General features: G+C 69.0%; 18 protein-coding genes. 15 read left to right on the top strand and 3 right to left on the bottom strand.

Going from position 1 to position 21,839, the window contains the following annotated elements; translation table 11 throughout:
• The first annotated feature begins 19 nt into the window (after positions 1–19).
• The 5 genes from aroC (at position 20) to ACQ4L4_RS08910 (ending at position 7,928) form a co-directional block, all read left to right on the top strand.
• A complete protein-coding gene (gene aroC / locus ACQ4L4_RS08930) occupies positions 20–1,129 on the top strand; it encodes a chorismate synthase (RefSeq protein ID WP_431103891.1) in 1,110 nt (369 codons plus the stop codon).
• Between the two features lie 71 nt (positions 1,130–1,200).
• Positions 1,201–2,409 carry an MFS transporter gene (locus ACQ4L4_RS08925; protein WP_431103890.1) on the top strand — a complete coding sequence of 403 codons (1,209 nt, stop codon included), beginning with the start codon at positions 1,201–1,203 and terminating at the stop codon, positions 2,407–2,409.
• Between the two features lie 259 nt (positions 2,410–2,668).
• Positions 2,669–3,832 carry an efflux RND transporter periplasmic adaptor subunit gene (locus ACQ4L4_RS08920; protein ID WP_431103889.1) on the top strand — a complete coding sequence of 388 codons (1,164 nt, stop codon included), beginning with the start codon at positions 2,669–2,671 and terminating at the stop codon, positions 3,830–3,832.
• A 38-nt stretch (positions 3,833–3,870) separates the two neighbouring features.
• A complete protein-coding gene (locus ACQ4L4_RS08915) occupies positions 3,871–7,119 on the top strand; it encodes an efflux RND transporter permease subunit (protein WP_431103888.1) in 3,249 nt (1,082 codons plus the stop codon).
• A gap of 116 nt (positions 7,120–7,235) precedes the next feature.
• On the top strand, positions 7,236–7,928 hold the full coding sequence (locus ACQ4L4_RS08910) for a hypothetical protein (protein ID WP_431103887.1): 693 nt from the start codon (positions 7,236–7,238) through the stop codon (positions 7,926–7,928).
• A gap of 8 nt (positions 7,929–7,936) precedes the next feature.
• Here ACQ4L4_RS08910 and ACQ4L4_RS08905 read toward each other — a convergent pair whose 3' ends face one another.
• Positions 7,937–8,962, bottom strand: coding sequence for a LacI family DNA-binding transcriptional regulator (locus ACQ4L4_RS08905; protein ID WP_431103886.1), 1,026 nt, complete (start codon positions 8,960–8,962; stop codon positions 7,937–7,939).
• 191 nt (positions 8,963–9,153) lie between these two features.
• On the opposite strand from ACQ4L4_RS08905, the gene ACQ4L4_RS08900 reads away from it, so the two are divergent.
• The 10 genes from ACQ4L4_RS08900 (at position 9,154) to ACQ4L4_RS08855 (ending at position 19,621) form a co-directional block, all read left to right on the top strand.
• On the top strand, positions 9,154–9,702 hold the full coding sequence (locus ACQ4L4_RS08900; RefSeq protein WP_431103885.1) for a gluconokinase: 549 nt from the start codon (positions 9,154–9,156) through the stop codon (positions 9,700–9,702).
• Positions 9,699–10,241 (top strand): TRAP transporter small permease, encoded by a 543-nt coding sequence (locus ACQ4L4_RS08895; protein ID WP_431103884.1) that lies wholly within the window; start codon positions 9,699–9,701, stop codon positions 10,239–10,241. Before ACQ4L4_RS08900 ends, ACQ4L4_RS08895 begins: the two co-directional genes overlap by 4 nt.
• Before the next feature lie 18 nt (positions 10,242–10,259).
• Complete coding sequence (locus ACQ4L4_RS08890; RefSeq protein ID WP_377154787.1) at positions 10,260–11,552, top strand: TRAP transporter large permease; 1,293 nt, start codon at positions 10,260–10,262, stop codon at positions 11,550–11,552.
• Between the two features lie 46 nt (positions 11,553–11,598).
• On the top strand, positions 11,599–12,639 hold the full coding sequence (locus tag ACQ4L4_RS08885) for a TRAP transporter substrate-binding protein (RefSeq protein ID WP_431103883.1): 1,041 nt from the start codon (positions 11,599–11,601) through the stop codon (positions 12,637–12,639).
• A 209-nt stretch (positions 12,640–12,848) separates the two neighbouring features.
• Positions 12,849–13,700: a substrate-binding periplasmic protein gene (locus ACQ4L4_RS08880; protein ID WP_431103882.1), complete on the top strand. Its 852-nt coding sequence runs from the start codon at positions 12,849–12,851 to the stop codon at positions 13,698–13,700.
• Between the two features lie 126 nt (positions 13,701–13,826).
• Complete coding sequence (locus ACQ4L4_RS08875) at positions 13,827–15,152, top strand: hypothetical protein (RefSeq protein WP_431103881.1); 1,326 nt, start codon at positions 13,827–13,829, stop codon at positions 15,150–15,152.
• A gap of 49 nt (positions 15,153–15,201) precedes the next feature.
• Positions 15,202–16,386: a patatin-like phospholipase family protein gene (locus tag ACQ4L4_RS08870; protein ID WP_431103880.1), complete on the top strand. Its 1,185-nt coding sequence runs from the start codon at positions 15,202–15,204 to the stop codon at positions 16,384–16,386.
• 181 nt (positions 16,387–16,567) lie between these two features.
• Complete coding sequence (locus ACQ4L4_RS08865; protein ID WP_431103879.1) at positions 16,568–17,584, top strand: phospholipase; 1,017 nt, start codon at positions 16,568–16,570, stop codon at positions 17,582–17,584.
• Positions 17,581–18,963, top strand: a complete 1,383-nt coding sequence (locus tag ACQ4L4_RS08860; RefSeq protein WP_431103878.1) for a hypothetical protein — start codon at positions 17,581–17,583, stop codon at positions 18,961–18,963. Before ACQ4L4_RS08865 ends, ACQ4L4_RS08860 begins: the two co-directional genes overlap by 4 nt.
• Entirely contained in the window at positions 18,953–19,621 is a 669-nt protein-coding gene (locus tag ACQ4L4_RS08855; protein ID WP_431103877.1) for a hypothetical protein, read from the top strand. The genes ACQ4L4_RS08860 and ACQ4L4_RS08855 overlap by 11 nt, the downstream gene beginning before the upstream one ends.
• Positions 19,622–19,724: 103 nt before the next feature.
• Here the strand turns inward: ACQ4L4_RS08855 and ACQ4L4_RS08850 are convergent, their stop codons facing one another.
• Both ACQ4L4_RS08850 and ACQ4L4_RS08845 read right to left on the bottom strand, forming a co-directional pair.
• Positions 19,725–19,949: a hypothetical protein gene (locus ACQ4L4_RS08850; protein WP_377154799.1), complete on the bottom strand. Its 225-nt coding sequence runs from the start codon at positions 19,947–19,949 to the stop codon at positions 19,725–19,727.
• Between the two features lie 210 nt (positions 19,950–20,159).
• Positions 20,160–21,734: a methyl-accepting chemotaxis protein gene (locus tag ACQ4L4_RS08845; RefSeq protein WP_431103876.1), complete on the bottom strand. Its 1,575-nt coding sequence runs from the start codon at positions 21,732–21,734 to the stop codon at positions 20,160–20,162.
• Positions 21,735–21,839: the final 105 nt, after the last annotated feature.

Below are 21,839 nucleotides of genomic sequence, written 5' to 3'. Positions count from 1 at the left end.
CGCCTCGGCAGGTTTCCAGATGTCCGGCAGCACTTTCGGCAGCTTGTTTCGCGTCACCAACTTCGGCGAGAGCCACGGTCCGGCCATCGGCTGCGTGATCGACGGCTGTCCGCCGGGGCTGGCGCTGTCGGTGGCGGACATTCAGCCCGAGCTGGACCGGCGCCGTCCGGGCACCTCGCGCCACGTGACGCAGCGCCAGGAACCCGACCAGGTCGAGATCCTGTCCGGCGTCTACGAGGGCCTGACCACCGGCACGCCGATCTGCCTGCTGATCCGCAACGTCGACCAGCGCAGCAAGGACTACGGCAACATCCTCGACACCTTCCGCCCGGGCCACGCCGACTACACCTACTGGCGCAAGTACGGCCTGCGCGATCCGCGCGGCGGCGGGCGGTCGTCGGCGCGGCTGACGGCGCCGATGGTGGCGGCCGGCGCGGTCGCCCGCAAATGGCTGCAGCAGGAACTCGGCATCGGCTTCCGCGGCTGCATGACGGCGCTCGGCGAGATCGACCTGGCCTTCGAGGGCTGGGAACACGTCGGCCAGAACCCGTTCTTCGCCGCCAATGTCTCGCAGATCCAGGCGCTCGAGGACTACATGGACGCGTTGCGCAAGGACGGCGACTCCGTCGGCGCGCGGCTGATGGTCGAGGCCACCGGCATGCCGGCCGGGCTGGGCCAGCCGCTGTTCGACAAGCTCGACGCCGACATCGCCTACGCGATGATGGGCATCAACGCGGTCAAGGGCGTCGAGATCGGCGCCGGCTTCGAGAGCGTGCGCCAGCGCGGCAGCCAGCATGGCGACGAGCTGACGCCCGCGGGCTTCGCCAGCAACAACGCCGGCGGCGTGCTGGGCGGGATCTCGAGCGGCCAGGACCTGCGCGTGTCGATCGCGATCAAGCCGACCAGCTCGATCCGCACCCCCAAGGCCTCGATCAATCGCGCGGGCGAGCCGACCACGGTCGAGACCTTCGGCCGCCACGATCCCTGCGTGGGCATCCGCGCGACGCCGATCGCCGAGGCGATGCTGGCGCTGGTCGTCATCGACCATGTGCTGATGGACCGCGCGCAGTGCGCGGACGTGGAGCTCCCGATCCCCGCCATCGCCGGCCAGCGTCCGACCGCTGAATGAGCGGCGGATGGGCGGCGGATGAGCAGTGGATGGCTGGTGGAACGCGGCGGTGAATCTTCGGCGAATGACCGGTGACTGACAGCCGCCGCGTGCTGCGCGCGAGCGCGCTGCTCGGCTGCGCTTATTACGGCAGCATCGGGCTGTTCAACCCGTTCGCGCCGCTCTGGTACAAGTCCCTCGGCCTGCCGGTCGTCGCGATCGGGCTGCTGGTGTCCATGCAGAGCTGGACGCGGCTGTTCGCGCCGTATCTGTGGGGCCTGGTGGCCGATCGCAGCGGACGGCGCGTCGAACTGATCCGCGCCGCGGCGCTCGCCTGCTGGGTCAGCGCGCTCGGGCTGCTGCTGGTACCGGCCGTCTCGGCCACGTCGGCGGCAGGCACGGCGTCGGTGATCGGACTGACGGCGGTCGTCTTCCTGATGTACTTCTTCAACGCCTGCGTGACGCCGCTCAACGAGGCCTTGATCGCGCATGAACTCGCCGCGAGCGGCGGCATGGATCCGAAGCGATACGGCCGCGTGCGCCTCTGGGGCTCGGTCGGTTTCCTGGTGACCGTCGTCGGTGGGGGCTGGTGGTTCGACTGGGCGGGGATGTCGGTGTTCCCGTGGACCATCGTCGTCGGACTCTCGGCCCTGGTCATCGCCGCCTGGCGCCTGCCCAAGCGCGCCGCCGTCCAGCACGACGCCGCCGAGCCGGTCTCCATCGCCGACACGCTGCGCCGGCCCGAGGTCGGCTGGTTCTTCCTCGGCATGTTCTTCACCGTGCTCGCGCACACGGCGATCTACGCGTTCTACAGCCTCTACCTGGACCGGCTCGGTTACGGCAAGGGGCAGGTGGGGGCGCTGTGGGCGGTGTCGGTGGCGGCGGAGATCTGCTGGTTCGCGTTCCAGGGCCGCTGGGTGCGGCAGCACCATCTGCACCACTGGCTGGTCGCCGCCGCGCTGCTGGCGGCGCTGCGCCTGGCCGGCACGGCGTGGCTGGGCGCCAGCCTTGCTGCCATGGTGCTGCTGCAATGCTTTCATGCCGTCACTTTCGCGGCGCAGCACACCGCCTGCATCGGCCTGATCGGGCGCTACTTCCCCGGTCGTCTGCAGGGCCGCGGGCAGGCGCTCTACGCGGTGCTCGGATACGGCGTCTCGGGCGTGCTCGGCAGCCTGGGCGGCGCGTGGCTGGCTGAAAGTCATGGGTACGCCGCCTGCTTCTGGGCCGCCTCGCTCTTCGCGCTCGTCGGCGCCTGGAGCCATTGGCGCTGCGCCCGGCGCGATCCGCTGCACGCGGTCTGACGCTATCGCCACGGCGACGCTGAGAGAGGAAAACTCAGCGGTTTCCAAGAGCGCGTCATCGCGCATCGATGTCATTCCATCGGGCCGACCCGCCATCCGTCCTCGGCCGCGCCAATTTCAGTCCCGGAGAAAAGCAGGCCATGACGCGCAATCTGCAATTCGTCGCGTCCGGCCATCGCATCAATTTGGGGATTCCTACACTCCGCCGCATTCAAGGATCATCAATTGGGTGATCCCGTGTCGACGGATGGGGGAGATCATGCGCAAGCAATGGTGGTTGGGTGGTGTGGCGGTGGCGGTCCTCGCGGGCGGCGCCGGTGTGTACGCCACGAGCGGGGGCAGCGCTCCCGCCGCGAAGAAGGACGAGGTCAAGCCGGCCCTGGAGTTCCAGGCCGGCGAGATCGTCAAGCCGTCGATGGCGCCGATGCCCGGTGTCATCGAGTTCTCCGGCCCGCTGGTCGCGCCGAACACGGTGATCGTCCGCGCCAAGGCCTCGGGCAGCCTGGACCGCCTCGCGGTCGCCGAAGGCAGCCGCGTGAGCGCCGGCCAGTCGCTGGGCCAGCTGGACCTGGAGGAGCTGCGCCACAAGGTCGCCGAGCGCAACGCCAGCGTCGAGGCGATGCAGGCCATGTACGAGCAGTCCGAGCGCCAGTACAAGGCCAACCAGGGCCTGGCGGCGCAGAACTTCATCGCGCCGACGGCGCTGGACAACTCCCGCGCCCAGCTCGAATCGGCGAAGGGCCAGATGCTGTCCGCCAAGGCGCAGCTCGGCACGAGCGAGGTGCTGCTGCGCCAGGCCGCGCTGGTCTCGCCGATCAACGGCATCGTCGCCAAGCGGCATACGTTGCCCGGCGAGAAGGTGGCCGCCGAGCAGCCGGTGCTGACCATCGTCGACCTGTCCAAGCTGGAACTCGCCGGCCTGGTCGGCATGCACGAGGTCAGCAAGCTGTCGCCCGGCATGACGGTGCAGCTCAGGATCGAAGGATTCGACGACCCGGTGACGGCCCGCATCGCGCGCATCTCGCCGGCGGCCGAGCCCGGCACGCGGTCGATCGGGGTGACGCTGTCGCTGGACAACCCCGGCGAGCGTTTCCGCGCCGGCCAGTACGCGGTCGCCCGCGTGGAGCTGGCCGACGACAAGCCGCGCCTGACGGTGCCGGTGACGGCGATCGGCGCGGTGTCCGGCCAGGAGCATGTCTGGCTGATCGACAAGGGCACGCTGGTGCGCCGCATCGTGACGACCGGCCGCCGCGATCCGCGTGAGGGCCGCGTCGAGATCCTGGCCGGCGTGACGCCGCAGTCGCAGGTGCTGGGCGCGCGCTTCGACAACCTCAAGGAAGGCGAGCGCGCCGAGATCCGCGTGCCGAAATCGGGGGTGGCCAGCGTGGCCAGCGCCGCCGCGAGCGGCAGCGCCGCTCAGTAAGCACAACAACAAGAACAACTTCTGCCGAGGAGCTTCCCATGTGGATGACCCGCGTCTCGATCCGCAACCCCGTCTTCGCCACCATGGTCATGGTCGCGCTGTGCGTGCTGGGGCTGGTCGCCTATTCCAAGCTGGGCGTCGAGCAGTCGCCCGACATCACCTTCCCCGGCGCGCAGATCGACATCCAGTACCCGGGCGCCTCGCCCGAGGCCGTCGAGCGCGAAGTGGCCAAGCCGCTCGAGGAGGCGCTCAACACCATCGCCGGCGTGGAGCGCGTGCAGTCGCGCAGCTTCGAGGGCCGCGTGCAGACCTCGGTCGAGTTCTCGCTGAACGCCGACATGAACCGCGGCATGCAGGAGATCCGCGACCGCGTCGCGATCGCGCAGGCGCAGTTCCCGCGTGACGTGAAGCCGCCGATGGTGCAGCGCTTCCAGGGCGAGAACGCGCAGCCCATCATCGTGGCCGCGCTGATGAGCTCGAACCGCACACTGCGCGAGCTGTCGATGCTGGCCGACCTGACCGTCTCCAAGCGCCTGGGCCGCGTCGAAGGCGTGGCCAAGGTGGACGTCGGCGGGATGGCCGTGCGAGAGGTCCGCATCGACCTCGACCCGACGCGCCTGCGCGCCTACAACATCACCCCGGCGGAGATCTCCACCGCGCTGAATGCGGCCAACACCGACGCGCCGGTGGGCCTGATCTCCAACCGCTACGACGACGCGATGCTGCGCGTCGAGGGCAAGGTGAAGGATCCCAAGCAGTTCGTGAACGTCGTCGTCGCGCGGCGCGGCGACCTGGCGCTGACGCTCGGCGACCTGGGCACGCTCAGCGAGCGCGAGCGCGAGCTCGATTCCATCGCCCGCATCAACGGCCAGCCGGCCGTGACCTTCAACATCTTCAAGCAGCAGGACGCCAACATCGTCCAGACCGGCGAGGCGGTGAAGGTCGCCGTCGAGGAACTGCGCAAGACGCTGCCCAAGGACATGGAGCTGCGCCTGGTCTACGTCAACAGCGACTTCGTGAAGCACTCGCTCGACGGCCTGCGCCACACCCTGATCGAGGGCGCGCTGCTGACCATCGCCATCGTGTTCCTGTTCCTGCACAGCTGGCGCTCGACCATCATCACCGGACTGACGCTGCCGATCTCGGTGATCTCCAGCTTCATCGCGATCTACGCCTTCGGCTTCACGCTGAACTTCATGACGATGATGGCGCTGAGCCTGTGCATCGGGCTGCTGATCGACGATGCGATCGTCGTGCGCGAGAACATCGTGCGCCACGTCGGCATGGGCAAGGACCACCACACCGCGGCCGAGGACGGCACCAACGAGATCGGCCTGGCCGTGATGGCCACGACCTTCGCGATCTGCGCGGTGTTCGTGCCGGTCGCCTTCATGGGCGGCATCGTCGGCAAGTTCTTCTATCCGTTCGGCATCACGGTCGCCGTCGCGGTGCTGGTGTCGCTGTTCGTGAGCTTCACGCTGGATCCGATGCTGTCGTCGGTGTGGCCCGATCCGCCCAGCACCTACATCAAGAAGGTGCCGGTCATCGGCCACCTGATCCGCGCCACCGACGCCGGCATGGACGTGCTGCACACGGCCTACGAGAAGACGCTGCGCTGGGTGTTCTCGCCGCGTCGCTTCCGGTTCCCGCTGCCGGCCTTCGGCCGTCCGTTCGGGGCCGACGGGCAACGCCTGAAGCAGGCGCCGCGGCGGCTGCGCATGGCGACGATCACGCCGCGCGGCATCGTCGCGTGGTCGGGTGTCGGCAGCTTCGTGCTGGCGATCCTGCTGGTGCCGGCGGTGGGCAGCGAGTTCCAGCCGCAGATCGACCAGGGCTTCACCCATCTGACGCTGCGCATGCCGGTGGCGACCAGCCTGGAGCGCGGCGAGGCCAAGGTCCGGCAGGTCGAGGAGATCCTCGCGACCTTCCCGGAGATCAAGACCGTCGCGACCGTCGTCGGCAGCAGCGGCGAAGGCCTGGCGACCGGCCGCAACCAGGCCAACCTGGACATCGCGCTGGTCGACCGCAAGCAACGCAAGCGCACGCAGACGCAGGTCGAGGACGCGATCCGCGCCGAGATCGCGCGCATTCCCGGCGTCGAGGTCAGCGTCGGCTTCAACCGGCCGGTGTGGGTCACGATCCTGGGCTCCGATCCGGAGGTGCTGACGCAGGTGGCCAAGGACTTCGCCGAGAAGGTCAAGAAGATCAAGGGCGCCGTCGACGTGGACACCACCGTCAAGCCCGGCCTGCCGGCCTTCGCGGTCAAGCTGCGCGACAACGCGGTGCGCGAGCTGGGGCTGAACGCGGTGCAGGTGGCCTCGTCGCTGCGCGCCTATGTCAACGGCGACATCGCCACCTACTGGACCACGCCCGACGGCAACCAGGTGGAGGTGCTGCTGCGCCTGCCCAAGGCGCAGCGCCAGAGCATCGAGCAGATGCGCAACCTGCCGGTGGCCTTCGCGAAGGACGGTTCGCCGATCTCGCTGGAGCAGGTCGCGACGATCGAGCCGGTGTTCAACCCCGAGGTGATCCGCCGCCAGAACCTGCAGCGCCGCGAGGCGGTCTACGCCGGCGTGCAGGGACGCCCGGGCGGCGACGTCAACGCCGACGTGCAGAAGCTGATCAAGGAGACGCAGTTGCCCCCGGGCATCAGCTTCATGGTCGACGGCGACGGCAAGCAGCAGGCCGAAGCCTTCAACGGCCTGCTGATCGCGATGGGCCTGGCGCTGATCTTCATCTACATCGTGCTGGCCAGCCAGTTCGGCAGCTTCGTGCAGCCGATCGCGATCATGGCCTCGTTGCCGCTGGCCTTGATCGGCGTCATGGTGGCGTTGCTGCTCTGGAAGACGACCCTCAACATCTTCTCGATGATCGGTCTGGTGATGCTGATGGGCCTGGTGACGAAGAACGCGATCCTGCTGGTCGACTTCACCAACCACCTGCGCAAGGACCAGAGCCTGTCGGTGCCCGAGGCCCTGCTGCAGGCGGGCCTGATCCGGATGCGGCCAATCATCATGACGACGGCGGCGATGGTGTTCGGCATGCTGCCGATGGCGATCGCGCTCAACGAGGGCGGCGAGATCCAGGCCCCGATGGGTCGCGCGATCATCGGCGGCGTGATCACGTCGACCCTCCTGACGCTGGTGGTGGTGCCGGTGATCTATTCGTACCTGGTGCGGGGCCGCAAGGTGTTCTCGGCGGTGGAGGCCGATGCGACGCCCGACACGACCGGCCCGGATCGGGCGGTCGCGATGCCCGTCACGCCCGCGCCTGGAATCGCGGATTGAGACTGCATCAATGAGTTGGTCGACGTCACCGGATGACTCATTGAGGCTGTGGTGTCTCTCAAGGCGGGCGGGCAGATTGGCGGCATCGATATCACCGCGCTCTGCCGCCGCCTCCCGTGTCCACGTCGCCGCCCAACCCGCCGATCGCGCTGCTGCGCCGCCCCTCGTCGACACGTGAGTTCCGCGCGGCGTTCGCGCCGTGCGTCTCCGTGCCGTGGGTCTCCGCGCCGCGCGCCGCCACGCCGGCGGCCAACGACGGCGACTTCAAGGCCGGAGAACAGGATCGCGCCGTCCTGCGCCTGCGCGACCTCCACATCGTGCCGACGCCGCTGTTCTTCGCGATGCTCGCCTGCGCCATGCCGCTGCTGATGCTGGGGGTGACGATGCACTCGCTGGCGTCGGCGTCGGTCGGCGCGCTGCTGCTGGTCGCCGCGCTGGGCTGCCTGTGGCACGGCGTGCCGACGCTCAGGGGCCTTGAACTGCGCTGCGGCTCGCCGCTGCCGTGTTTTGCCGGGGACGAGGTGATGGTCGATCTCGACGTGATCAATCCCTCCGGCCGCTCGCGCTGGGACATCGTCGTATCGCTGGGCATGACCGCGAAGCCGCCGGGGAGCGGCTGGATCGATGTGTCACCGCGCGCGTGCCGGCAGGTGCTGATGCCGCTGGTGGCGGACGGCCAGGGCCGGCAGGCGTTGCCGCTGATCCGGTTCGAGACCCAGCATCCGTTCGGCCTCGTCCGCGTCAGCGCGTTCTGGGCGCCTCGCAGGCATCTGCTGGTGAGCGAGCGGCCGGCGCTGTCACCCGTCTGACAAGGCGCTCAGCAGCTCTCTCGCAGGACCAGCTGGAAGCCCAGGTCCATGCAGACCTCGGGCACCGCCTCGTTGCGCATCAGTGCCACGAGCATCCGTGCCGCCTCCAGACCGATCTCCCGTCTCGGTGTCCGCACGGTGCTCAGCGGCGGCAGCATCTGATCGCCGCCGGTCAGGTCGTTGAACCCGACGACGGCCACGCGTTCAGGCACTTTCACGCCCTGGCGCAGCGCCTGCAGGAGCGCGCCTTGAGCCAGGTCGTCGTTGTTGAAGAAGATCGCATCGACGTCGGGCGCTTCGCGCAGCACGCGTTCGAACATCGTGGCGCCCAGCGCCAGCGATGAGGGCGCGGCGTCCATGAACTCCAGCGCCGGATCGTACGCCGCGCCGAGTGCCGCGCGATACCCCTCGGCGCGCTGCAAGGTGCGCGGATCCAGCTGCGCCGCAGCGAAGGCGATCCGGCGGTAGCCGCGCCGGACCAGCTCGGCCGTCATCGCATGGCCGGCGGCCTGCTGCGAGAAGCCGACCGAATGCAGGCCCGTTTCCCCGCGGTTCTCCATCACATGGACGAAGGGCACGCCGCTGCCCTGGAGCAGGGCACGGGAGGCGTCGGTGCGGTCGAAGCCGGTGACCAGCAGCCCGGCGGGCCGGTTCATGAGGTAGGTGCGCAACAGCGCTTCCTCTTCCTCCGGGTGGTAGTGCGTGACGCCGATCAGGCTCTGGTAGCCGGCGGCGAGCAGCGTGCGCTGGGCCGCGTCGAGCAGGTCCACGAACAGCGCGTTCGACAGCAACGGGATCAGCACCACGACCTGGTTGCTGCGCGACGAGGCCAGCGCGCGCGCGGCCGGATCCGGCACATAGCCGAGCTGCGCGACGGCGGCGGTGACGCGCTCGACCAGCTCGGCGGCCACGCTGCGCTCGCCGCGCAGCGCGCGCGACGCGGTGATCGGGCTGACGCCGGCGGCAAGCGCGACGTCTTGCAGCGTGGCGCGACCGGTGGCGCGCCGGCGCTTGGAGGAGGGCAGGGAACTCATTGTTCGGGAGGATAGCGCTGTCCTCCTGGGAAGCCGCGCACCTCGATACCCCGCGTAATCCCTGATCTGGTGCCTCCATGCACCATCTAAGATAGCGCTATCCCGTCTGCTTCCCTGTGCGACGAGGACCCGACGGCGAACCGGTTCATCCGATCGCCGTCTCTTTTCAGACTTCGGGATAGCGCTATCCAATGACTTCGCCGACCGTCACCGCCGCCTCGACCGCCGCCCGCGCCATCGTCGTGATGGGCGTTGCCGGTTGCGGCAAGACCAGCGTCGGACAGGCGCTCGCTCAATCGCTCGGCTGGACGTTCATCGAAGGCGACGCGCACCACGCACCGGCGTCGATCGCCAAGATGCAAGCCGGTCAGCCACTCACCGACGAGGACCGCTGGGGCTGGCTCGAACGGCTCGGGCAGATGCTCGCCGAGCAGTCGCCGGTCGTCCTCAGCTGCTCCGCGCTCAAGCGGGCGTATCGCGACCGTCTGCGTCGTGCATGCCCGGCGCTGCGCTTCGTGTTCATCGACATCGATCGAGCATTGGCGCTCCAGCGCGTCGCCGATCGCGCTGACCGACACTTCTTCTCGACCACGCTGGTCGACAGCCAGTTCGCCACCTTGGAATCGCCCATCGGCGAACCCGGTGTCATCACCGTGCCCGCCGCCCTGACGCTGGCGGAACAGGTCGATCAGGCGCTCGCGCTGCTGATCCCGAACAACAATCAGGAGACCGGACCATGACGACGCCCGCATCGGACGCTCCCGCCGCTTCAAACGCCTCGGCAGCCCCCGCGCGCCGCTCCCGCCTGCAGACCCTCAGCGAAGCCGCGATGGCGCTGTGTCTGGCCGTGATGGCGCTTGCCGTGTTCGTCAACGTCGTGCTGCGCTACGGCTTCGGCAGCGGCATCAACGCGAGCGAGGAACTCTCGCGCCTGCTCTTCGTCTGGATGGTCTTCATCGGCGCGACCGCCGCCTATCCGCTCGGCGAGCACATGGCCTTCACCAGCCTGTTGCTGCCGCTGCGCAAGAAGCCCGCCGCATTGCGCGTCATCACCGCCGTGATCCGCATCGCCGTCATCGCCGCGGCCGCCCTGGTGGGATGGGGCGCGTGGCAGCAGGTCGTCGTCGGCCTGGACAGCCGCTCGGTCGTGCTGGGCTATTCCAACGCGCTGTTGCCGTTGCCGGCGCTGCTGTCCTGCGGTGCGATCGCGCTCATGGCCGTGTGGGAGTTGATCCGGAACAAACCGATCGATCTCGACCATGAGTCGGACGTCGAATAAGGGCAGGGTGCATCGATCATGAGCAACGAAGCACTCGCCTTCATCGTCTTCTCCGTCGGCATGCTGCTGCTGATGGGCCTGGGCATCCCGATGGCCTTCGCGCTGGTGCTGACCGGCGCCGGCATGGCCTGGGCACTCGACTTCTGGGACACCCAGCTGCTGGCGCAGAACCTCGTCGCCGGCATCGACAGCTTCCCGCTGCTGGCCGTCCCGTTCTTCATCCTCGCCGGCGAACTGATGAACGCCGGCGGCATCAGCCGGCGCATCATCGAGATGGCGCAGGCCTGGGTCGGCCACATCCGCGGCGGGCTCGGCTTCGTCGCCATCGGCGCCGCCGTCCTGATGGCCAGCATGAGCGGCTCCGCACTCGCCGACACCGCCGCGCTCGCCACCATCCTGCTGCCGATGATGCAACGCCACGGTTATCCGATGGGGACCTCCGCCGGCCTGATCGCCTCGGGCGGCATCATCGCGCCCATCATCCCGCCGTCCATGCCCTTCGTGATCTACGGCGTGACGACCAACACCTCGATCTCCGCGCTCTTCATCTCCGGCATCGTGCCGGGCCTGGTGATGGGCCTGGGCCTGCTGATCGCATGGAAGCTGCAGCTGCGCAAGATCGATCTGCCGCCGGGCACGCCGATGCCGATGGCCGACCGGCTCAAGGCCACCGCCAAGGCGTTCTTTGCGCTGCTGATGCCGCTGATCATCATCGGCGGCATGAAGACGGGCATCTTCACGCCCACCGAGGCCGCCGTGGTGGCCGCCTTCTACGCCCTGGTCGTCAGCTTCGCGGTGCACCGCGAGATGAGCCTGCGCGACCTGCACGGCGTGCTGGTGCGCGCGGCCAAGACGACGGCGATCGTGATGTTCCTGTGCGCCGGCGCGCAGGTCGCGAGCTACATGATCACGCTGGCCGACCTGCCGGGCGTGCTGACCGGCTGGCTCGGCGGCCTGATCGATTCGCCGCGGCTGCTGATGGCGCTGATGATGCTGATCCTTGTCGTCATCGGCACCGCGCTGGACCTGACGCCCACCATCCTGATCTTCGCCCCGGTGATGCTGCCCATCGCCGTCAAGGCCGGCATCGACCCGGTCTACTTCGGCCTGATGTTCGTGCTCAACGGCGCCATCGGCCTGATCACGCCGCCGGTGGGCACGGTGCTCAACGTCGTGGCCGGCGTCGGCCGGCTGTCGATGCACCAGGTCATCAAGGGCGTGAACCCGTTCCTGATCACGTATGCGCTGATCCTGGCGATGTTCACCGCGTTCCCCGAACTCGTGACCGCGCCCATCAAGTGGATGCGCTGAGCCCGTCGAGCTTCCCGTCCAGACCCCTTCCCCCAAGGAGACAAGCATGAGCCTGAAGAGCCTGAACACCCGCCGCAACATCCTGGCCGTCGCGACGGCGCTGAGCGCCGCGATGCTGGCCGCCGCGCTGCCCGCGCAGGCCGCCGACATCAAGCCGCGCCTGATCCGCTTCGGCTACGGCCTGGCGGAGAACAGCAACCAGGGCCGCGCGGTGAAGGTCTTCGCCGACGAGGTGAACAAGCTCTCCGGCGGCAAGATGAAGATCCGCGCGATCGGCGGCGCCGCGCTCGGACCGGACACGCAGATGCAGCAGGCGCTGATCGGCGGCGCGCAGGAGATGATGGTCGGATCGACCGCGACGCTGGTCGGCATCGCCAAGGAGATGGCGCTGTGGGACACGCCCTTCCTCGTCAACAACGTCCGCGAGGCCGACGCGCTGCTGGACGGTCCGGTCGGCGACAAGGTCAAGGCCAAGCTGACCGACAAGGGCCTGGTCGGCCTCGTCTACTGGGAGAACGGCTTCCGCAACCTGACCAACAGCAAGCACGCGGTCAACAAGCTGGAAGACCTCAACGGCATCAAGCTGCGCGTGATGCAGAACAGCGTGTTCCTGGACAGCTTCAAGCAGCTGGGCGCGAACGCTGTCCCGCTGCCGTATTCGGAGCTGTTCACGGCGCTGGAGACCAATGCGGTCGACGGTCAGGAGAACCCGTACAACACCATCCTGTCGGCCAAGTTCTACGAGGTGCAGAAGTACCTCACGGTGACGAACCACGTCTACAGCCCGTGGATCGTGACGGTGTCGAAGAAGTTCTGGGACGGCCTGTCCAAGGACGAGCAGGCGGTGCTGCAGCAGGCCGCCGTGAAGAGCCGCGACTTCGAGCGCAAGGACACGCGCGACGAGGCCGCCAAGGCGCTCGCCGAGCTCAAGACCAAGGGCATGGCCGTCAACGAACTGAGCCCCGCCGAGACCGCGCGCATGCGCGACAGGCTGACCCGCGTGAACGCGGGCGTCGCGACGCAGGTGGGCATGGACCTGTGGAACGAAACGCAGGCCCAACTGGCGAAGCTGCGCGGCGGCAAGTGAGCGCACGACGCGCATGACGCGCACGACGCGCACGACGCGCAAGACGCGCATGACGCGAATGACGCGCGCGCGACAGCGCGGCTCGGTGTTTTCCCCGGCCGCGTCTGCGCACGAATGCGCATCGCCGCCGTGGCTTTCGTCTCCACGCGAAAGAGACGTTTCGTTACCGCCGCCTATCATGGACTGGACACTTCCTTCCTGATTCGCGGATGCATCGACGACATCTGACCCTGGCGGGTCTGGCCTGGTTGGGCGGCGCCCACGCCGCCGGCCGCGCCACCCTGCCGCCTCCGGCCCTCGGGCCGGGGCCGGCGTCGACACCGCCCACGCCGATCACGGCGTCTCCGGCCACCGCGTTGTCCGGCGGCACGCCGTCCGCGTCGCTCCGCCTGCTGAGCGAGGAATTCCCGCCGATCAATTTCACCGAGGCCGGCCAGCCGCGCGGGCTCTCCGTCGACATCGTGCAGGCGATCCAGAAACGGCTCGGCCAGTCGCTGCCCATCGAGTTCATGCCCTGGGCCCGTGCGTTTCGCGAGGCGCAGGACGGGCCGCCGGCGGCGCTGTTCGCGATGGCCCGCATCCCCGAGCGCGAGAAGCTCTTCCAGTGGGTCGGCCCGATCGTCACCTTCCAGAGCACCTTCTTCGCGAAGGCCGGCAGCGGCATCCGGCTGCGCTCGCTGGCCGAGGCGAAGCGCGCGGCCAAGGTGCTGGTCGTGCGGGACTGGTACACGCTGACGCAGCTCCAGTCGGCCGGCTTCCACAACCTGCAGCAGATCAGCGATCCGATCCAGGGCGTGCGGATGCTGGCCGCCGGGCGGGCGCCGCTGTTCGCGGCGGAGAAGCTGTCGATGCCGCAGACGCTGGTGCAGGCGGGTGTCGCGCGCGACGCGCTGGAGGAAGTCTTCAGCTTCGCGGCGAGCGAGGGCTACATCGCGTTCTCCCGCAGCACGCCGATGGGGACGATCCACGCGTGGCAGTCGCAGCTCAACGAGCTCAAGCGCGACGGCACGTTCCAGGCGATCTACAAGCGCTGGCTGCCGACCGACGCGCCGCCGAAGTAGCGCGGGGCGTTCCCGCCCCATTTCCCGGCAACTTGTCACGGCATCGCGTCCTGCCGCCGTTCGAGCGCGGATCTCAAACGGCGCGTTTTCGAACTCTCCTGTCATGCGAACACTTCGGCATGACCAATGAAATTCACTTCTCTTGGCGCGGCGGGCGGCCCGGCATCGGCTTCGGACAACGACACGGCAATGGCGTCGGCCACGGACCCCAGCCGGGGTCCGAGCGTCGCTGAAGGGCAGCATGTCCTGGGGGTGGACTTCTCCCAGTCCAGTCGTCTGAAACCGCGAAACAGTCCGATCGCCTTTCAGCCGGGGGAAAAACTTGGACATCAGCACCCGATGCCCGCATCCGGCGATGCGCGGCAGCTGATCGGCGAGGTCGCGGCGGCGTTGGGGCAGAGCCTGCAGGAACGTTACGACTGGGATCGACCGGTCGCCATCGACTCGCACGCCGTGGCCGCGCTGCTCAAGTCCTCGCAGGTTCAGGGCAAGGGGGACGTGCAATGGGAATTGAAGGCGGATGCCCGGGCGGAGAACGTCCTGGTCGTGGCCTTGTCCGGCGGCAAGCCGGTGGCTCAGGCGCGCGCGCTGGATTTGAGCATGACCCCCCCGGGGATGGTCATCCTCTCTCTGGAGCCCAATGACATCACGATAGAAGTGGCTCGGCGCAATCTGACGGACCGCTACAACGCGGGAGGGCACACACGAGGCTGCCTCAGCCTGCCGGAACATCTGAAACACCACGCCGCTGCCGTACGACCTCTGCACGGGTTGCCCTCCCAGTCGCGCATCATGCTCGTGGGCCATGGAAGGGAGCGATCGGGGCGTGATCCAAGCACGCCCTTCTCGAACGGTGAATTGGCCAACATGAATGTCCGCCAGATTGCGGATCGATTGGCCAAAGACGGCCTGCAGAAGAGCTTTGCCGGCACGCTGTACCTGGAGAGCTGCAGCGGCGGATCAGGCTTTGGCGACGGGTCTAGTTTTGCGCAATCGCTGCAGGCTGAGCTGTTCAAGCGAGGATATCGGCAGGCCAGCGTCGCGGGGGTGCCCGGCAAGACCTACGCTCTGGAGACGGGGCATAACGACTCCGAAGTCGATGCGCTGACCAAGGACTTCGACATTGCCTTGCAACAGTCGAAGCGCACCGTCGGCAATCTGAAGAAGACGCGCCAGCAGCACTCGGAATCCCTGACCACGGGCAAGCTGACCTCGGGTGGCCGACGTCAGGATCAGGTGACGCAATCGCTCACGGCCGCGTTGAACAAGGAAAAGAAGCACATCGCCGCACTGAAAACACTGAAGGGACTGGTCAACCGCGGTCTCGAGAAGGGGGAGACGGACGCGCAGCGAAACGACAAGATCGTCAACAGCGCCGGCGTGCGCAATTGGTGGGGACGACTCGGGCCAGGGGCGTCGAGGCCGAGGCCGCCCAAGGCGTCGAAGGGCTGAGACCCAAGCGCGGCGGCTTATATTCCATGCGACCCCGAGAAAGGTTCGCATGGCTTCGTCCTCGCTTGTTTCCAAGTCCCACCGCCGTCCCAGCCTGGATCTCGCCCTGCAGGGCGGCGGCTCCCACGGCGCCTTTACCTGGGGCGTGCTGGACCGGCTGCTCGAGGACGGCTCGCTGCGCATCGACGGCGTGTCCGGCACCAGCGCAGGCGCGATGAACGCGGCGGTCATGGCGACCGGCTTCGCACAAGGCGGTGCGCTGGGCGCGCGGCAGGCGCTGTCGCGGTTCTGGCAGGACGTCTCCGGTGTGCCCGCGTGTTTCGGCATCGTGGGAGAGATGAAGGGGCTGGCGGACACCGCGCGGCTCGAGACGCCCGCCTGGGTCTTCAATCGCAGCGCGTGGCCGGGGATGGCCGCCTGGGACGCGTGGTTGCGGCTGTGGAGCCCGTATCAGCTCAACCCCTTCAACCTCGATCCGCTGCGGGACATCGTCCGCCGGCACGTCGACATCGACGCCGTGCACGCAGGACCGGTCAAGGTCTTCGTCACCGCGACCTCGGTGCGCACCGGGCAGCCGCGCGTGTTCAGCGGCGACGACCTGAGCATCGAGGCGCTGATGGCCTCGGCCTGCCTGCCGCACAGCGCGCAGACGGTCGTCATCGACGGCGAGCCGTTCTGGGACGGCGGCTACTCGGGCAACCCGGCGCTGTGGCCGCTGGTCTACGGCACCGGGTCGGACGACGTGCTGCTGGTCCAGATCAACCCGCGCCAGCACGACGGGATCCCGCGCACGTCCGCCGAGATCGACGACCGCATCAACGAGATCACCTTCAACGCGAGCCTGGTGGCCGAGCTTCGGGCGATCCACTTCGTGCAGAGGCTGCTGCGCGACCAGCGCGTCGATCCCACGCGCTACAAGCAGATGCGACTGCACCGCGTGGCCGACGAGGGCGGGCTGGCGCAGTTCGGCGCGTCCAGCAAGCTCAACACCGATCCGCGGCTGCTGACGACGCTGTTCGGCCTCGGCCGCGCGGCCGCCGACGGCTGGCTGACCACGTGCGCGAAGCACGTCGGCCACGAGAGCACGCTGGACATCGGCGAGGTGTTCCTGGCCAATCGCGTCCGCAATGCGCGGCCGGCGATCAAGCCGCCGACGAAGGCCGTCGACAAGACCGTCGACAAGACCGTCGACAAGGCGGTCGGCAAGCTCATGGGAAAGCCGGGCAAGTCCTGACCCCGCGATGCCCGACCGCGCGCCGGGCGCAACCCGGTCCACGTCCCGGCGCCTGGGGACAGGGAGAACCCCGGCGCCGCACGAATTCTTCACCGGATCGTCATGCGTTTCCCCGAACATCCGTCCCCATATGTCGACGTGCGGAAAGCACGCGGTTTTCGGGACCATCAGGGAGACTTCGATGCGATCCATCCTGCTTCTGACCGCCGTGGCGGCGGGCCTCGTCCATCAGACCGAGGCCAACGCCTTCGCCCAGGACACCCACAAGCGCATCGCCATCGATGCGGTCCGCTACATGCAGCGGCATGCGGACACCACCAACTACGCGAAGCTGCTGGCCGGCGTGACACGCGCGGGCTATACGATCGACCAGTTCGCCGAGCAACTGGGCCAGGGCGCGTATGACGTCGACGACTTCGCCGACACCTACCTCTGCGGCGCGGTGACCGGCGACTGCGTGCTCGCGCCGGTCTGGGGCCTCGGGTCGGGGATCGTCAACTACACGTCCTACTGGCATTTCCAGAACCGCACGCAGGGGCCGGACGTCCACGGCAATCCCTTCGGCGGCTACAACTACGCCAGGCTCACGGTCAAGGGCGACATCGACGACCTGGCCGCGGCATGGCTGGTCGGCGACCACCTCGACGACGGCAAGGGCGGCATGAAGGGCTGGTTCAGCGACGGCAGCAAGTACAACTCGTACGGACTGACCGAAGCCAACTACCGCCAGGGCGGCACGTCGAGCGCGTCGATGTACGCGGACTTCGAGAAGGCGCCGTTCCAGCCGATCGACAACCTCGGCCAGTACTGGTGGTCGCAGTTCCTGGCGCGGCCCACGGTGCAGAGCCTGGGCTTCGTGATGCACACGACCGATCTGCTGCAGCCGCATCACACCTGGACGACGTCGGCGCTCAACCACTCCGGCTGGGAGACCTGGGTCAAGGACTACTACGACAGCGAGACGCTGAACGCCGATGCGCTCGTCACCACGGCGCTGGGCAGCTACACGCCGCTGGCCCCGACCGCCGCCGACATCCGGCCGCTGCTGCGCCAGGGCGGTCAGATCTCGTACAGCCGCGGCGGGCAGGTGCTGTCGACGACCGATCACGCGGTCCGTCGCGACGTGGGGCGCGTCGTCGTGCCCCATGCGATCGCGATGGTCGTCCACCTGCTGAATCGCGCGGCCGAGCGGCTGTGAGGGCGCGAGGCTCGCGCGCCACGGCGGCGACCGTGGCCGCGCTGGCGCTCGCGTTCGGCGCGCCGTTGCTGCCGGTGAGCGGTGGCATCGCGGCGACGACGGTCGAGGCGCATGCCGCGTCGTCCTGGATCGCCCGCGTCGGCGGCGACACGATCCCGCGTCGTCCGACCGAGGCGCTGCTCATGCTCGCCCGTCGCGAGCAGCCGGACCTGACGCTGCAGGAACTGGCGCGCCAGCTCGCGATCGATCTGCTGATGGGCGACGCGGCCTCGCGCGAGGTCGGCGACGCGGCGCTGTTCGCGAGCAGGCGGGTGGCCTTCGCGCCGGAGGTCGACGTGCGACGCCAATGGCTCGCGACCTTGCAGCAGGTCTGGCCCGAGCGGATCGAGCGCGACTGGCAGTCGGCGGCGCCGGCCTTGCCGTCGACGGTCGACGCGCGCGCGTGGCAGGCACTCTGGTCGGGCGGGCAGGGCGACCGCCTGCGGATGGACGAGGACCTGGACGACGCACAGCGCGAGGGCGCGACGCGCCTCGTGCTGCTGCGCCATCGCGGGTTCGGCGGCAGACTGGCCGGCGCGATCACGCTGGCCGATGTCTGGCCGTTGCAGAACGTGCAGGGCCGTCGCCTCCTGCGCGCGGGCGATCTCGACTTTGCGCGGGCCCAGGCGCGGCAGTTGCTGCGGGAACGCTTCGTCGAGGCCTGGTTGCATCGCAGCAGCGGCTGGAGCGAGGCCGAGCTCGACTTCGTCCGCCGCGTCATCGAAGCCCGGCAACGCAAGCTCGCCTGGCAACGCTGGCAGGGACTGACGGGCGATCCGCATGGGGACGCGCCGGCTCGCGACGCGCTGGCGGCGGCGGTGACCGCGGAGGAGATCACCGCGTATTACCGCGCTCATCTGGATCGTTTCGAGCGCCTGGAGTCCGTCGAGGGGCTGCGCCTGCGCTGCCTGCCTGCCGGGTGCGGGGAGGCCGCGTTGGGGCAGGACCTGCGGGGGCGGCCGGGGGTGGCGCCGGTCGAATGGCGCCTCGGCGATCCCCGGCCCGTGGCCGGTCTCGACGCATGGGTGCTCGACCTGTTGCAGGCGTGGCCCGTGGGCGCCGCTTCGCCGCCGATACGGCACCCCGATGGCGAGGGTTGGGAACGGGTGCAGGCGCTGTCGGTGAAACGCGGTCATCATCCCGCCGACAGCGAGACCGTCCGGCACGAGGCACGGCAGGCCGTGGCGCTGCAGAAGCTGGAAGCGCGGTGGCAGCAGCGGCAGGTCGAGCTGTTGGCATCCGCCGGCTGGCGGTGGGGGCCGGGCATCGCGGCGCCCGATACGCCGTTCGCGCCGCAACGGCCGATGCCTGCGGGCGGGGAGCACGGACATGCGCATTGAACCCTGGCATCGGCAAGCTGGCGCCCGACGTCTCCGGCGATGCGGTCGCATCGATCTGAAGGTCGCGGCGGCGGTCGCATTGGCGCTCGCAGGCGCCCTGATCGCCTGGATCGCCGCCGGTCGCCACTTCGGGAGCGAGACCGCGTCTCGGCCGCTGGCGGCGCCGCCGGCGGCCTCCACCTCGGCGGCCATCCGGACGGGTGAAGGCGAGGGCATGGCACCGATGCACGATGTGGTCGGCACGCCGACGACCGGTCCGATCTCCGCCATGGTGGCGGCCGCGTCGGCCTCGCCGCCGGCGTCCTCACCGGGCACGGAAGTCCCGGCGGCATGGAGCCTCGCGGACACGCGCGTCGCCGGCGACGATCGCGCGCCACCGATCCAGCGGTCGGCGGCGGAGGCGGCCACGCCGGCGTGGCAGCTCGACGATCATCAGGCCTACACGCGCCGCGAGCAGGATCGGCATCAATCGGTGCAGCGCGCCTTCGTCGCCGCCGCCGACCGCGAGCTCCCGCTGCTCGACCAGCAGATCGCGCAGGGACGCGCGATGGGCGTCTCAGCGGAGCAGCTCGCGAAAGGCGAAGAGAAGCGGCGCCGCATCGCGGAGATGCGCGCGCGGATGCAGGCGGACCTGGCCGCGAGCGCTCCGGCGCCCTGACGCGTCGGTGCTGGCGCGGGCGCGAGCGTCGCCGACCTCGGCGCCAGTCATAGCGCCAGTGACGGCGCCATTCATCGCGTCATTCGCGATGCCCGGCGGAGGGTCAGGTGATGCGCCGGAAGCGCAACTCCTCGATGAGCGCGTCGTCGCCGACGGTACTCACCCGTTGCGCGACGACCTCGGCCCGGCCGTCGGCGGCAAGCTGATGGATCTCGCGCGCCGCGCTGTCGAAGACCAGCGGATGCTCCAGGGCAGAACCGGCGTGCGGCAGATCGACGAGCTCCCCGGGCGCGGAGTCGAGGAACATCGTCATGGCGATCGAACTCATGCTGGACCTCACGAGTTGGCTGAACACCCGCAGACTCTATGCGGCATCGCAGCAGGTTCAATGACGATGGCATCAGGTTTCCGCGCTGGCGTCCGGCGTTCGCACCAGCGGCCCTTTTGCACCTGATTGAAGCCGGACCGGGAATGAAAAACGGGAGCCTGATCGGCCCCCGCTTCGGTTTTATCGACGCCCGGCGGGACGGGACTGACGTCAGGCGCCCGCCATTCCGCGCACCTTGAACCGCGCGATCGCTTGCGTCAGCGCCATCGCCTGCTGGCGCAGGCTCTCGGCCGCGGCGGCGCTCTCCTCGACCAGCGCCGCGTTCTGCTGCGTGCCGCGGTCGATCGCCGCCACCGCCTCGTTGACCTGGACGATGCCGTGCGTCTGCTGGTCGGTGGAGGCGCTGATCTCGCCCATCAGGTCGGTGACCTTGCGGACCTGCGACAGCACCTCGTCCATCGTGCGGCCCGCCTCCTGCACCTGCGCGGCGCCGGCGTCGACCGTCGCGGCGGAGTCCGAGATCAGCGTCTTGATCTCCTTGGCCGCCTGCGCGCTGCGCTGCGCCAGCGCCCGCACCTCGCTGGCCACGACCGCGAAGCCGCGGCCCTGCTCGCCGGCCCGCGCCGCCTCGACGGCCGCGTTCAGGGCGAGGATGTTGGTCTGGAACGCGATGCCGTCGATCACGCTGGTGATGTCGCCGATCCGCTTGCTGGAGCCGGTGATGGCCTCCATCGTCGTCATGACACGGTGGACCACCGCGCCGCCTTGGCCCGCGACCTGCGCCGCGGCGTCGGCCAGACCCGTCGCCTTGCGCGAGGACTCGGCGTTGACCTGCACCGTCTCGGTCATCTGCGCCATCGACGACGCCGTCTCCTGCAGCGCGCTGGCCTGGGTCTCGGTGCGGCTGGACAGGTCCTGGTTGCCTGTGGCGATCTGCGTCGACGCCGTGGCGATGCCGTCCGCGGCCTGGCGCACGTTGGTGACCATCGTCGACAGGTTGCCGCTCATGGCCTTCAGCGCCGTCAGCAACTGGCTCAGTTCATCGCGGCCGTCGACCTGGATCTCGTCGCGCAGGTCGCCGTCGGCCACCGATTGCGCGACCTTGATCGCACGGTTCAGCGGCGTCGTCACCGCGCGGCTGATCAGCCAGCCCAGCAGGCCGGCCACCGCCGCCGACAGCACGGCCGTGGTGACCAGCATCATCCGGTCGGTCGCGAAGAGTTCGGCCGCCGCCGTGGTCTCCGCGGCGGAGCGCTCGTCCTCATAGCGGATGAAGTCGTCGGTGGCCGTCAGCAGCGCTGCCAGCAGCGGACGGCATTCCTCGTTCATCTTGGTGACGGCGTCGTCGTGCTTGCCGTCGTTGGCCAGGCCCACGATCCTCAGCGCGACCTTGCCGTACTGGGCCTCGATCCCGGCGACCTTGTCGAAGAGGTTCCGGTCCTGGGGCGTCGCGTCCTGCGCGGCGGCCAGGTGCGACTTCAGTTGCGCGAGCGACCGCTGCACCGCTTCATGGGATCGGGTGACGGCGTCGAGCTCGGTGGCGCGGTCCTGCGGCGTCGTCACGAGCACCAGGTTGCGCGCCGCGATGGCGCGGGACTTCGCCGCCGACTGCACCGCCACCACCAGCCGTTCGCGGGCGGCGACGCCCTGCAGGTAGTCATCGACGCGCGAACTCGACTGGTTCAGCCAGTGCAGCGCCGCGCCGGAGACGGCGGCGACGATGACCGCCATGACGCCGAATCCCGCCCACAACTTGGTCTTGACCTTGAGGCCTGAGAAGTTCATTGGTGTTCCCCCCTGATGGATGCCGGAATCCGCGATTGCAGTTCCCATGCGATCTTCAGCGCTGGGCGGGCGCTTCTCAATGGGAAGGCCGCCGAATCGCGTGTG

This window comes from Roseateles noduli (assembly GCF_050626985.1).
In the GTDB taxonomy this organism is placed as follows: domain Bacteria; phylum Pseudomonadota; class Gammaproteobacteria; order Burkholderiales; family Burkholderiaceae_C; genus Roseateles; species Roseateles noduli_A.
Note: the sequence above shows the minus strand (reverse complement) of the source record. Positions and strands in the feature narration are given on the sequence as shown.